At 64.8% G+C, this 12,937-nt stretch carries 10 protein-coding genes and 2 tRNA genes; 4 read left to right on the top strand and 8 right to left on the bottom strand.

Translation table 11 applies throughout. From position 1 onward, the window contains the following. Positions 1–4: 4 nt before the first annotated feature. The 5 genes from ACKUU6_RS19235 to ACKUU6_RS19215 form a co-directional block, all read right to left on the bottom strand. Positions 5–427 (bottom strand): MaoC family dehydratase, encoded by a 423-nt coding sequence (locus ACKUU6_RS19235; RefSeq protein WP_407989818.1) that lies wholly within the window; start codon positions 425–427, stop codon positions 5–7. Between the two features lie 5 nt (positions 428–432). Then, a complete protein-coding gene (locus ACKUU6_RS19230) occupies positions 433–891 on the bottom strand; it encodes an FAS1-like dehydratase domain-containing protein (RefSeq protein ID WP_407989817.1) in 459 nt (152 codons plus the stop codon). Between the two features lie 124 nt (positions 892–1,015). Then, on the bottom strand, positions 1,016–1,180 hold the full coding sequence (rpmG, locus tag ACKUU6_RS19225; protein ID WP_006604855.1) for a 50S ribosomal protein L33: 165 nt from the start codon (positions 1,178–1,180) through the stop codon (positions 1,016–1,018). An 83-nt stretch (positions 1,181–1,263) separates the two neighbouring features. Beyond that, positions 1,264–1,336 (bottom strand) — tRNA-Met (locus ACKUU6_RS19220). Positions 1,337–1,380: 44 nt separating this feature from the next. Continuing rightward, positions 1,381–1,453 (bottom strand) — tRNA-Thr (locus ACKUU6_RS19215). A gap of 267 nt (positions 1,454–1,720) precedes the next feature. On the opposite strand from ACKUU6_RS19215, the gene ACKUU6_RS19210 reads away from it, so the two are divergent. Beyond that, positions 1,721–2,995: a hydrolase gene (locus ACKUU6_RS19210; RefSeq protein WP_407989816.1), complete on the top strand. Its 1,275-nt coding sequence runs from the start codon at positions 1,721–1,723 to the stop codon at positions 2,993–2,995. A 31-nt stretch (positions 2,996–3,026) separates the two neighbouring features. Here ACKUU6_RS19210 and ACKUU6_RS19205 read toward each other — a convergent pair whose 3' ends face one another. Next, the gene (locus ACKUU6_RS19205; RefSeq protein WP_407992166.1) at positions 3,027–4,991 is read right to left on the bottom strand and encodes an APC family permease; all 1,965 of its coding nucleotides are present in this window, start codon (positions 4,989–4,991) and stop codon (positions 3,027–3,029) included. Between the two features lie 365 nt (positions 4,992–5,356). Between ACKUU6_RS19205 and ACKUU6_RS19200 the strand changes: the two genes are divergently transcribed. The 3 genes from ACKUU6_RS19200 to ACKUU6_RS19190 all read left to right on the top strand — a co-directional run bounded on the left by ACKUU6_RS19200 (position 5,357) and on the right by ACKUU6_RS19190 (position 11,047). After that, on the top strand, positions 5,357–5,956 hold the full coding sequence (locus ACKUU6_RS19200) for a superoxide dismutase (RefSeq protein ID WP_407989815.1): 600 nt from the start codon (positions 5,357–5,359) through the stop codon (positions 5,954–5,956). A 1,014-nt stretch (positions 5,957–6,970) separates the two neighbouring features. Beyond that, positions 6,971–10,111, top strand: coding sequence for an NACHT domain-containing protein (locus ACKUU6_RS19195; RefSeq protein WP_407989814.1), 3,141 nt, complete (start codon positions 6,971–6,973; stop codon positions 10,109–10,111). Between the two features lie 381 nt (positions 10,112–10,492). Further along, the gene (locus ACKUU6_RS19190; RefSeq protein ID WP_407989813.1) at positions 10,493–11,047 is read left to right on the top strand and encodes a hypothetical protein; all 555 of its coding nucleotides are present in this window, start codon (positions 10,493–10,495) and stop codon (positions 11,045–11,047) included. 33 nt (positions 11,048–11,080) lie between these two features. On the opposite strand, the gene ACKUU6_RS19185 is transcribed toward ACKUU6_RS19190, so the two are convergent. After that, positions 11,081–11,839, bottom strand: a complete 759-nt coding sequence (locus tag ACKUU6_RS19185; RefSeq protein WP_407989812.1) for a glycosyltransferase family 2 protein — start codon at positions 11,837–11,839, stop codon at positions 11,081–11,083. Between the two features lie 2 nt (positions 11,840–11,841). Next, on the bottom strand, positions 11,842–12,630 hold the full coding sequence (locus tag ACKUU6_RS19180; RefSeq protein ID WP_407992165.1) for a GntR family transcriptional regulator: 789 nt from the start codon (positions 12,628–12,630) through the stop codon (positions 11,842–11,844). Positions 12,631–12,937 lie beyond the last annotated feature (307 nt).

The raw sequence follows: 12,937 nt of genomic DNA, 5'->3' as shown, positions 1-12,937 counted from the left end.
GGTGTCAGCCGAGCTGGACCACCGCGCGGGACATGTTGAGCACCTTGTTCTCGCCGTTCCTGACGACCAGGTCGACCCGGACCCGGCGGTCGTCCAGCAGGGCGGCGACCTTGCCGGTGACCTCGATCACGGTGCCGACGCCGTCGTTCGGGACGGGCACCGGCTTGGTGAAGCGCACCCCGTAGTCGACCACCGCGCCCGGGTCGCCGACCCAGTCGGTGACCACCCGGATCGCCTCGGCCATGGTGAACATGCCGTGCGCAATGACGTCGGGCAGGCCGACCTCCAGCGCGAACTTCTCGTTCCAGTGGATCGGGTTGAAGTCACCGGAGGCACCCGCGTACTGGACGAGGGTGGCGCGGGTCACCGGGAAGGACTGGGCGGGCAGCTCGGTGCCGACCTCGACCTGGTCGAAGCTGATGGTCATCCTGGTCACTCCCCGGCCTGGTCGGCGGCCCGGGCCACCAGCGTCATGATCGCGGTCACCACGTGCTCACCGCTCTCGTCGTGCACCGTGCCGCTGACGGTCAGCACGTCGTTGCCGGCCAGCGACTTGATCGCGTCGATGGCGACCGTGACGCTGAGCCGGTCCCCGGCGTGCACCGGGCGGCTGTAGCTGAACTTCTGGTCTCCGTGCACCACGCGGGTGTAGTCGAGACCCAGCTCGGGGTCGTTCACCACCTGGGCCGCGGCCTGGAAGGTGATCACGAACGGGAAGGTCGGCGGCGCGATCACTTCCGGGTACCCGAGCGCCTTCGCGGTCTCCAGGTCGGTGTACGCCGGGTTGGCGTCGCCGATCGCGGTCGCGAACTCGCGGATCTTCTCCCGGCCTACCTCGTACGGCTCGGTGGGCGGGTACGTCCGCCCGATGAACGAGGGGTCGAGGGCCATGGGCTACTCCTCTGACGGTGGGTCACGCGGCCAAATGCAGAAAAGGCTCCAGGCCGTGCCCCTTGCGGGACACGGCCTGGAGCCGAGAGCCTGATCACACCAGGCCCGACGACGCCTTACGGGGTCAGCGGGTCTCGCGGTGCGCGGTGTGCGAGTTGCAACGGGGGCAGTGCTTCTTCATCTCAAGACGGTCCGGGTCGTTACGCCGGTTCTTCTTGGTGATGTAGTTCCGCTCCTTGCACTCCACGCAGGCCAGCGTGATCTTCGGGCGGACGTCGGTGGCAGCCACGGGAGTGCCTTCCTGAAAAAATGAGTGATGACACAACAAGAGTAGCCGATCGGGAGTTCGATCTCCCGACCGACTACGCGGGGTAGCGGTGACCGGACTTGAACCGGTGACACAGCGATTATGAGCCGCTTGCTCTACCAACTGAGCTACACCGCTTAGATGATCCGGCATCAGACCGGAGTCTGAGACCTTCTCACCAGAGCCCCCATGCGGAATCGAACCGCAGACCTTCTCCTTACCATGGAGACGCTCTACCGACTGAGCTATAGGGGCGAACGAGGAAGAGATTACACGTTTCCCGCCCAGAGGTGAAATCCGTATCCCGCCCGGAAGATCGCAGGTGGGCGACCCCGTACAGGCACTCCTGTGCAGCACCCGCGTTCGATCGTGCCTCGGAACCGACGGTGGCGTCCCCAGCCGGCCGGTACGACTGCTGCGAGCCTCCGAGCGCCCCGGCCCGACTCCCCATAGGCTCGACCCTCATGTGATCTTGCGGCTCCCGGGGCGCCCCGAGGCCGCCGGGCAGCGAGGAGCCGGCCGATGACCGCGGACAGCGCACCCGCCGAGGGGCCGCACCCGGACGAGGGATCGCCGAAGGCCCCCAATCCGCTCGGCCACGGCCCGGTCCTGCTGCTCGCCAACGCCCGGCTCGCCGACGGCCGGGTGGTGGACGTCCGGATCAGCGGCGACCGGATCCAGGCCGTCGGCACCAGCGGGAGCCTCGGCCCGCTGCCGGCCGTTCCCGGCAGCCCCACCAGCACCACCGGTGCCCGGATCGACCTCACCGGCTACCTGCTGCTGCCCGCCCCCGCCGAGCCGCACGCGCACTACGACGTCGCCTTCTCCGCCGCCCTGCCCACCCCACCGCCGGAGACTCCCCCCGAGCTGATCCGCCGGGTCACCGAGGGCGCGCTCACCGCGCTCGGGTACGGGGCCACCGCCCAGCGCACCCATGTCCGGATCGGCGACGTGCACGGCCTGCGCCGACTGGAGGCCGTGCTGACGGCCCGGCAGGCGCTGCGCGGCCTGGCCGAGCTCCAGGCGGTGGCGATGCCCCGACTGCTGACCGGCCGGGCCGGTGCGGACGGCCGGGCGCAGCTGCGGGACGCGCTCAAGCTCGGCGCGGCGGCGGCCGGCGGCTGCCCGGACCTCGATCCGGACCCGGTGGGCTACGTCCAGATCCTGCTGGAGGCTGCCCGCGAGGCGGACTGCCCGGTGGACCTGCACACCCTGGGCGCCGATCCGGCCCAACTCTCCCGAATGGCGACCCTGTTGGCCCCGCTCCGGCCCCGGGTCACGGTCGGCCCGGTGAGCGCGTTGGTGGACGGCGGGGCGGCGGTGCTGGCCGGCGCCGGGCTGCGAGTGGTCTGCCTTCCGCAGAACGGCGGCTGCGTCGGCCTCGAAGGCCCCGCAGCGCCCGTGCGCCCTTTCCTGGTAAGGGAGTTGACCGATGCTGGGCTGCCGCTGGCGGCGGGCGCCGGCGGCCTGCGGGACCTCGCCAACCCGGTCGGCCGGGCCGATCCACTGGAGGCCGCGTACCTGCTCGCCACAGGGGGCGGCCTGAGCCCCGAGGCGGCGTACGAGGCGATCTCCCACCAGGCCAGGGCAGCCCTCGGGCTGCAACCGGTCCGGGTCGACGCCGGCTTCCCGGCCGAGCTGTTGGCCGTCCGGGGCGACTCGCTGGCGGGGGCGCTGGCCGGCGGGCACAGTCGGCTGGTGATCCACAGCGGCCGGGTGGTGAGCCGGACCAGCGCCGTCCGGGAGTTCGCCGACACGGTGGCGCTGGCGCTGCCCCGGCAGAGCACTCCGGGGTAGCCGCTGCCCGCTGGGGTCGGCGGGGTGGTGGCTACCGGGCGCTCGGGTTGGCGGGCTCGCCTCGGCGGACCGCGCCTGGGGCGCGCCCGGTCGGACGGTTCGCCGCCGCCGAGGAGTTGAGCTGCCAGGGGACGCTGATCACCATCACCCCGGGGGTGAAGAGCAGTCGGCTCTTGAGCCAGAGGGCGGACTGGTTGTGCAGCAGGTTCTCCCACCAGTGGCCGACCACGTACTCCGGGATGAACACCGCGACCACGTCGCGCGGGCTGTCCCGGCGGACGCCGCGCACGTACCCGACCACCGGCCGGGTGATCTCCCGGAACGGCGAGTCGAGCACCTTGAGCGGCACCTGGACGTCGAACTCGTCCCACTGGCGCCGGAGTTCCTCCGTACTGTCCCGCTCGACCGCGACGGTCAGCGCCTCCAAGGTGTCCGGCTTGAACGCCTGCGCGTAGCCGAGCGCCCGCAGCGTCGGTTTGTGCAGCTTGGACACCAGGACGATGCCGTGCACCTTGGCCGGGCGGACGGACTCGTCGCGCGGATCCTGGACCGCCAGTTCCTCGGCCGTCCGGTCGTAGTGGCGGCGGATGCCGCGCATCATCAGCCAGAGCACCACCGCGGCGAGGACCGCCAGCCAGGCGCCTTCGGTGAACTTGGTGGCCAGCACGATCACCAGCACCAGCCCGGTCACCACCGCGCCCACGGCGTTGATCACCCGCGCCCGGTACGCGTCGCGGCGCGCTTGCGGGGCGGGGTGCTCGCCGAGGGCGCGGTTCCAGTGCCGGACCATGCCGATCTGGGACAGCGTGAAGGAGGTGAAGACGCCGAGGATGTAGAGGTGGATCAGGCTGGTGACGTCGGCGTCGTACAGCCAGAGCAGTCCGCCGGCCACCAGGGCCAGGGCGATGATCCCGTTGGAGAACGCGAGCCGGTCGCCCCGGGCGTGCAACTGCGTTGGCAGGTACCGGTGTTGCGCCAGGATCGAGGCCAGCAGCGGGAAGCCGTTGAACGCGGTGTTCGCGGCCAGCACCAGGACCAGCGCGGTGGCGGTCTGGATGACGTAGAAGGGGATGCTGTCGCTGCCGCCGAAGATCGACGCCGCGAGCTGGGCGATCACGGTCTGCTGCGGTGTGTCGCAAGCCCCGGTGAAGCCGATCAGCCGGCAGCTGTCATCGGTGATGTGCACCTTGGCGATCAGCGCGAGGGCGGTGATACCGGAGAACATCACGATCGCGGTGATGCCCATCACGGCCATAGTGGTGGCGGCGTTCTTCGACTTCGGCTTCCGGAACGCGGGCACGCCGTTGGAGATGGCCTCGACACCGGTCAGCGCCGTACAGCCGGAGGCGAAGGCCCGCAGCGCCAGCATCAGCAGCGCGAACCCGGCGAAGGTCTCGTCCCCGTGCTCGGGCGTGATCCCGTACTTGGCGCTCTCGGCCACCGGCGCGTCCCCGAGCAGGTACCGGACCAGACCGGTGGTCACCATGATCAGGATGGCGCCGATGAACAGGTACGTCGGCGCGGCGAAGGCGTTGCCGGACTCCCGTACGCCGCGCAGGTTCATCGCCGTCAGCAGCGCCACGAAGCCGACCGCGAGCACCACCCGGTAGTCCACCAGGCTGGGCAGTGCGGAGATAATGTTGGCCACTCCGGAGGCGACCGACACCGCCACCGTCATCACGTAGTCGACCAGCAGCGAGGCCGCCACCACCAGGCCCGTGCTCGGCCCGAGGTTCGTGGACACCACCTCGTAGGAGCCGCCACCACTGGGGTAGGCGTGCACCACCTGGCGGTACGACAGCACCACGACCACCATCAGCGCGACGACCGCCGCCGCGATCCACGGCGTGAGGTAGAGGAACGCCGTACCGCCGACCGTGAGCACCAGCAGGATCTCCTGGGTCGCGTACGCCACCGAGGAGAGCGGGTCGGACGCGAAGATCGGCAGCGCCAGCCGCTTGGGGAGCAGGGTCTCGCCCAACTCCTCGCTGCGCATGGCCGGGCCGATCAGGAGGCGCTTGAGCACCTGGGGGAGGTTGAACACACTGGCGAGCGTATGTGGCGAGGTGTCAGGTTTGCGGCTTGATATCCGGTGTGTCCCGTTTCGTGCCTGATGGTCTCTCCGCCATGGAGGGCGGGGGTGGCGGGCCGGGCGTCCCGGCGGGCGCCGGTTGGGAAGACGATCAGCACGGGTGGAGGACTCCCGGCGCGACGGCCGGGACGCACTTCAGCAGGTGACTGGACACGGTCCGGCCACCCCCGGGGACACTCTGCTGCTATCTATATGTAATTGCAAGTAGTACGCAATAGTGTGCCTCGTAGGCCGCAACCCTGCGCCCCGACGACTAGGAGTCCTCACCCGTGGGTCAGTACACGCTCCCCGATCTGCCGTACGACTACTCCGCCCTCGAGAAGGCGATGTCCGCCGAGATCCTTGAGTTGCACCACTCCAAGCACCACGCCGCCTACGTGGCCGGCGCCAACACCGCCCTCGAACAGCTCGCCGAAGCCCGCGAGAAGGAGCAGTTCGGCGGCCTGGTCGGCCTGCAGAAGACCCTGGCCTTCCACCTCTCCGGCCACGTCCTGCACTCCCTCTTCTGGGAGAACCTCTCCCCCGACGGCGGCGACCGCCCCGACGGCACCCTCGGCTCCGCCATCGACGAGCACTTCGGCAGCTTCGACGCCTTCAGGAAGCAACTCACCACCGCCACCGTCGGAGTCCAGGGCTCCGGCTGGGGCATCCTCTCCTGGGAGCCCCTGGGCCGACGCCTGATCGTCGAACAGGTCTACGACCACCACGGCAACGTCGGGCAGGGCACCACCCCGCTGCTGGCCTTCGACGCCTGGGAACACGCGTACTACCTGCAGTACCGCAACGTCCGCCCCGACTACGTGACCCGACTCTGGGACGTCGTCAACTGGGGTGACGTGTCCGCGCGCTTCGCTGCCGCGACGGGCTGACCGACGTACGGCGCGGCGCCCCCGCTGCCTTCGGGGAGCGTGGGGCGTCGCCGTCCTGTAGTGCGTACAGCAGAAGGGCCCCCGGTCAGCGTTTCCGCTGATCAGGGGCCCTTCTTTATCCTGTGGCTGGTGCAGGGTTCGAACCTGCGTAGCTTGCGCGGCAGATTTACAGGCCGCTGGACTAAGCGCCTCTGACCTGGGCATTACTGACGTGGCGTCATGTCAGGTCCGTGGCTGGTCCGGATCATGGCCCGATCCTCCTTGGTGATCTCATCCCTTGGCGCGGGCGGGGGCCTCTACAGCTCACACCCCAGGCACTCCGGTCGAAGGGGCATCCGTGACAGCCAGCGAAGCAGTCACAGCCATTTCCACAGGTCAGAGGCCCTGCTGTGGCACTGTGACAGCTACTGGTCGCCCCCCGACTATCACAACTGCCGAGGCTGGGCCTGCGCCCACCAGGCGGCCAGGAAGTGCTGTACTCAGCATCAAGCTGCCTCAGCTTCTCCGGGCCAAGGAGCTCACGAACCGTCGCCGGCGAGGCGACCACCTCAGCGCGGACAAGGTTCCTCGTCCGCGCTGCTTGTCAACGAGGCCCTCGCTCACAAGGACGGCAACCGCCCCTCAGAGCGTCGGCGCACTCACCTGGTACTCGGCTGCCAACATCTGACTCACCTAGAAGATGCTTACCACCCGCCGAACTTCCTGCCTTGATCTTCGCTCGCAGGTCATCGGTAATCTCTTCGCATCGGACTGGCGCGTGCCACCCTCTGCCCCGCTTCTGGCAGGGCCCCGGCAGCCCCTCCCCTCAACTAGCCACCCATGCACATGGGGTAGAGATCAACAGAACCCACTTCACGCCAGACTTAGGCGAGTGGAACGACCCTTCGCGCAGTGATCCACAGTTCGCGGAGCACCGCGCCAGCCACGTGCAATGAACCAACCAACTTTCCAACGCGAACTTCTACGTTGCGCTAGCGTGACGGGCAGTCACTCCGACGGCCAGTCAGGTTGAGCATGATCGAGACTCTTGCTACCAAGGTAGCCACAGCGGTTCTGGGCACTGCAACGAGCGTGGTTTCGCGGCACATGACACTGGGCCCAGGTGCAGGCTTCGCTCCCACCCCGATCTTCCAGAAGATTCGAGTCAAGAAGCCAGCCACGATTTCCAGTGCAGACATCACAAAGCTGGCGCGCTACATCGATTCGCGCCTTCGGCATGTCCTAGACGTTGAATATCGGGGTATTCCCGCCTCCGAAAAGGAGGCGGCAATACTGGCAGCAATCGAGTCATTCGAGAAGTCGACGGCGGATATCTGGGAGTGCACTCTAAATCCGGACGAATACTCCAGAATGGTCCTTAAGGACGCCACCCGACTTAGGGTAAACGCGGGTCTATCCGAGCAGGGCGAAGCCCTTTATGGGCTCATCCTGCGAGAGATTTCAACCTACATTGTCCAGTACGTGACCACCTGGCCCACCTTTTCGGCCCGGGTCGATGTGGAGCAACTGAGGCAGATTCGGCAGGTCTTTGAGACCGTCACAAAGATCTACGAACTAATGGGGCCCGACCTGCGCATGGCTGACCTTGAATTCGAGGAAAAATATTGCTCTCTAATTGCCCAGCAGCTCGACCGACTTGAGATCTTTGGCGTCGATCTGGTCGATCGGCGGAATAGCTCCTATAATCTTACAACGGCTTACATTACGCTTAGCGTAGCGGATGCTGGCGAAGAGCATCGAGTTCATCCCTCTCGCAAACACCCCGACCCGAAAAAGCCGATCGAAAATGGCGCAGAGGAGCCAGTTTCCCCGCAGTCATCCACCCTCGGAATGCGGACAGAGACGGCACTGTCTTCTCGGGGAAGAATTCTCCTGCGCGGTGATGCTGGATCGGGAAAGACCACACTTCTTCGCTGGCTTAGTGTCAACACTGCTAGACGAAGCCTGCCCGGCGAGTTGTCCGAGTGGAATACTCTCGTTCCATTCATCCTTCCCCTCCGTCGATTCGCGAACAGCACGCTACCAACACCACCAGGATTCCTGTCCGAGGTTGGGTCGCACCTCGCGGGAGAGATGCCTTCCGGGTGGGTAAACCGACTACTCCGATCAGGGCGCGCACTCGTTCTGATCGATGGTGTTGACGAGCTCCCAGCTGATCAGAGAGATGCTGCGCGCGAATGGCTAGACAATCTTGTGGCCACCTATCCTACCGCTAGGTACCTCGTTACGTCCCGCCCTGCTGCGGCAGAAACTGACTGGCTCACCGGTCAGGTTTTCACTTCGCTCGACTTGCTGCCGATGACCGGAAGTGACGTCGAAAACTTTGTTCAGCATTGGCATAATGCTGCGCGGAATAATGAGACAGACGAAGAAGAGATGGCCAAGCTTAATCAAGGCGAGGTTGATCTCATTTCTTCCGTCAAACAAGAGCTTCAGCTGCGGCGCCTCGCATCGAACCCTCTTTTGTGTGCGCTTCTTTGCACGCTTAATCGGGACCGGCACTCTCAGCTCCCCAAGGACCGAATGGAGCTCTACAAGGCTGCACTCGAAATGCTTCTACTTCGGCGCGACCGCGAGCGGAAGATCAATTACCCCGAACCTTCCAATATTTCAGATGGGCAAAAGAAGTCTATTCTTGGAAACTTTGCCTATTGGCTGATGCGGAATGGGCTGACCGATTCTTCAGAGCTTCAAGCTGTCGAACAGGTGCGTCTATCTCTGCAATCCATGCCAGCGGTTTCCTCCCCGCCGAAGATGGTCTTCGACTATCTCATGGTCCGGAGCGGATGTCTGAGGCGGCCAGTGGAAGGTCGAGTTGATTTCGTTCACCGCACCTTCCAAGAATACCTAGCAGCGGCGCGCATTGTGGAACTGGACGATCTAGGAGTCCTACTCTCTAATGCTCACCTCGATCAATGGCATGAGGTTGTGGTAATGGCCATTGGTCACGCGCGGCCAACTGAGAGGTCTCGCCTAATTTCCGGGCTTCTAGATCGCGGGGATAACGAAGCGGAACATAGAAGTCGACTCCATATTCTGGCCGCAGCGTGCCTAGAAACCGCCGGGGAATTCGACCCGCAGGTATATCAGCGCGTGAAGGAGGCGGCCGCCCAACTCATCCCACCACGAAAAATTTCGGATGCTAAGGCGCTTGCCGCTGCTGGCGAGATGGTAATTCCATTGATTCCCGAGTCATGGATGGGAGTTCACGAAACTGCCGCCACAGTGCGAATGGCTGCAACCCTGGGCGGCGATGCCGGCCTCTCCTTGATTGCCAGGTTTGCCACCGATGAACGCAAGAAGGTGCGTGGCGAGCTTGAGCGCGCATGGCTTTCCTTTGACCCAGAGGAATATGCAATTAGGGTTATCTCAAAAAAGCCAGAAGCGTGGAAGAGAATTTCAATCGGGTCAGCCTCCTACCTCCCCGCTCTTAAGTATGCTACCCGCCTCAAAGATCTTGAGATCTGGTGCGATATCGATAGCCTGGACTCGATCCCCGGTTGCGAAACCATCTCATGGTTGCATGCTAGGCGGCGAATCAGGGACTTCTCATACTCGGCGCTGCGGAGATTTGGGGAGCTGCGAAACCTCTCCATTGCCCCCAATACTCTCGAAGGCGCGCAAGATCTTGAGGGCCTCAAGAATCTCACCAGCCTCCGAATCTCATATATTGAAGAAAGGGATCACGGAACTAATACTTTGGCGATCCCCAAAATCGACGCCTTGACCAATCTGTCAATTTTCGGCCCAATGAAAGTAGATCTACTCAACATTGGCATGCGGGCGCCGAATCTAAAGACTCTCAGCATCCACGTTCTGGCGCTGGAAAACATGGACGCACTCAGAGAACTAAGTCAGCTTGAATCGGTATCTATCAACAATCCTCCACGCTCCATTACAGGTGACGATGCATGGAGTGTCAATGTAGCAATTTCGGCTCTCGAGAACTCCAGAATTAGCAGCCTGTATATCAGCGCCTCTGACGAAAGGGTAGATATCCGACCGCTACTTGAGCTCAAGAACCTGGGAATTCGAATTACAAGTGAAGCTGATAAGGTTCCCATCGGCTGGGATGATGAGAGGGTCTCCGAAAAATCCAGCACTGCTCACGAGAATCTGCATTATAGAAGTGGCCTGATTAATCCTGACGATTAGATCGCACGAAAGACTAAGGTCACCATGGTCCTACTTTGAAGCCCTAGACTCCAGCCGTAGATCGTGATCTTGCTGACGGCGTCGGCGTGGACACGAGTGCGTGTGGCGGCGCTGCTGATCCGAGGCCTCGGACAGATCACTTCTATGTCCGAGGTCAGCCCCAGCGGGCCAGCAGCATCGCATCCACCCAGATGGGTCGACGCCTGACGGCGAGCGGCTGAGGTCGCACGCGCCGTGAACCCGTAGAGAAAGTTTCTACGCACCCCTTCTCCTCACTCTCCCTGCTCTGCACATCCGACCCGCCCGCCGCTAGGCTCGGCAGCTTGATCTGACTGTTCTTCACATCCTGTGCGGGGGCCCGTGGATACGATTACCCAGCTCGTGACCATCGCTGCTGTCATGCTCGGCGCGCTGACCACGTACGTGACGAACCAGCTGATGGAGCGGAGCAAGCGCAAGGACGGCCTACGGGTCCGCTGGGACGAGAAGAAGCTCGACACCTACGTGGAGTACGTCGGCGGCGTCCGATCCTGTGTCTACGCGGCCGTGCTGGCCTACGAGGTGACCCACGACATCCGGGCGATGCCCCGCACCGAACACGAGCTGCTGATGGACCTCACCGAAGCCGAAGGCCGCCGCGCCATGGCCTTCGAGCGGCTGATGATGCTGGCCGGTGACGAGGTGATCGAAGCCGCCCATGCGGTCAACACCGCGACCCTGGCGATCGACTGGCAGGCCCGCCGCCTGGTGGAGGGCACCCTCGCTGACTGGCGCGCTCTCCACGCCGAATTCTTCCGGGCCGTGAACGTGTTCCACGAGGTGGCTCGCGCTGACCTCGGCGTACGTGGCGGCTTCGCCGGGGACCAGCACTCATCTCGCGGCCTGATCCTGCCGACCACTCGCAGCTCCGAGGAAACGCAGCAGCCCCGGCAGTAGATCCCGCCGGGGCCGCTCGGTGCTGTGTCCTGCTCAGGCTGCGTCGATGCGCCAGTTCTCCAGCGCGAGCAGCGCCTCGGCCCGGGCCTCGACCACGGCCATCCGGGCGGCACGCTCTTCCTGCTCGCTGTGGGCAGCCTGGCTGGTGCTCTGTCCGGGCCACTTCCGGTAGAGGAGTCCGGTCTCAGCCGTGAACCATCCCCGGCTCACAGCATTGAGAGCCAACAGCAACCCAGTGTCCTCCGACGCCGGCAGTGCCATCCAGCCGCCGAGCGCGAGCAGCAGATCCCGCCGCACGCACAACGTCGCCGGATGAACCTGAGCCCTGAAGTCATGGGCCTGCCAGTGCGTCAGTACCTCACCGCGCTCGATCGGCCCCTCGGGCGGGTCCTGGTCGAAGCCGACCGTGCTGCCGTCCGGGAGCAGGTCGAGCACTCGTGAGGTGGTCCATGCGATGCCCGGCTGACCGGTCAGCACCGTCAAATCTCGGGCCAGCGCTCCCGGGGTGAGCATGTCGTCCGCGTCCAGGACCCGAACGTACTCCCCGACAACCCTGGACATGCCCATCATCCGGGCCATCGCTGCTCGACCATGACGCCCCTGGCCGAAGCTGATCCGGGGATCGTCGGGCACATAGGAGGCGACGTCATCAGTCTCGCCGTCCTGCTGGATCACCCACTGCCACTCCCAACCCACAGGCAGCTGCTGCTCGTTGAGCGACTTGTAGGCGTCCGCCAGGAACTTGGCACTCGGCCCGTGCACCGCCGTGATCACGCTCACCACGCTGGTCATGCTCACCACCTGTTCAGCTTGGTCGTGTAAACCAGCTCGGTACGGTCGCCCGGCAGGATCACCTCTGAGACCTCGACCACCCGGTCATCGGTGTCGTACGAAGTCTTGCGGAGGACCACGACGGACACACCGACCGGCAGGCCGAGTTCTTCGCTCTCATCAGGCGTCGGGGGCCGGGCCCGGAAGGTCTCCACGATTCGGTCCAGCTCGATGCCAAGGGTGTAGAGCTGGTTCTGCGTACCCCCGGGCCAGGGCTCGGTGTCGGCCCGAAGAAGGTCCGGGTTGCCGGAGACCAAGCTCAGCGGCAGGTACGAGCGAACCAGGTGAATCGGCGTGCGCTCCTCCCGGTAGCGGGTCCGGTAGGTCCGCTCCAGCAGAGTGGCCCCCTCTTCGACCCCGAACAGCTCGGCCAGCTCGGCGGGGGCGGGCACCTGGTCGTACTCGGCGCCGAACACCAGGTCGTTGATGACCAGCCCGGTGTCGTGCTCAGTCGCCCCAGTCTTGCGCCGCACGTCTTCGGGTTCGCGGGCGCGGTCCTTCTCCCACTGGTGGCGGTCATTGGTGCGCGTGACCGGCTTCGGCCGGCGCCGAACGAAGGTGCCGCGCCCGTGCTGCTTCTCGATCAGCCCCTCCGCTTGGAGCACGCCTACGCCTTGCCGAAGGGTCGGCAGGCTCACGCCGTAGTGGTCCGCAAGTGCGGTCTCCGCCGGGAGCTTGTCGCCCGGAGCCAGTTCGCCGCTGGTGATCTGGCGCCGCAGATCGGTTGAAATCCGCTCGTACTGGTTGGCCATCGGGCTGGTCACCGTCCTGTCTTGGTCTCGCATCATCGTAAGTCCTCAAGAGGTGTTGACGACTACCTGAAAGACCGTCATAGTTCTAGCAACTCCTCAAGAGGAGTTGAGGACAGCATCTCTTTAGGAGCTGTTCTGGCTCTGCTGTTATTCCCCGCAAGTCAGAGAGCCCTTCTTTGGGCTGCTCTGCCTCGCTTGAAACGTACGACCAGGAGCCCCGGACAGATGGGGCTGAGGCACCCGGCGCCTTGTCAGCCGGAGGGCAGTGACCGAGAGGTCCGCGTCTGCCTAAAGCGGGGGCTCGCTC

The sequence above is a fragment of the Kitasatospora sp. CMC57 genome, from assembly GCF_045866025.2.
GTDB lineage: Bacteria > Actinomycetota > Actinomycetes > Streptomycetales > Streptomycetaceae > Kitasatospora.
Note: the sequence above shows the minus strand (reverse complement) of the source record. Positions and strands in the feature narration are given on the sequence as shown.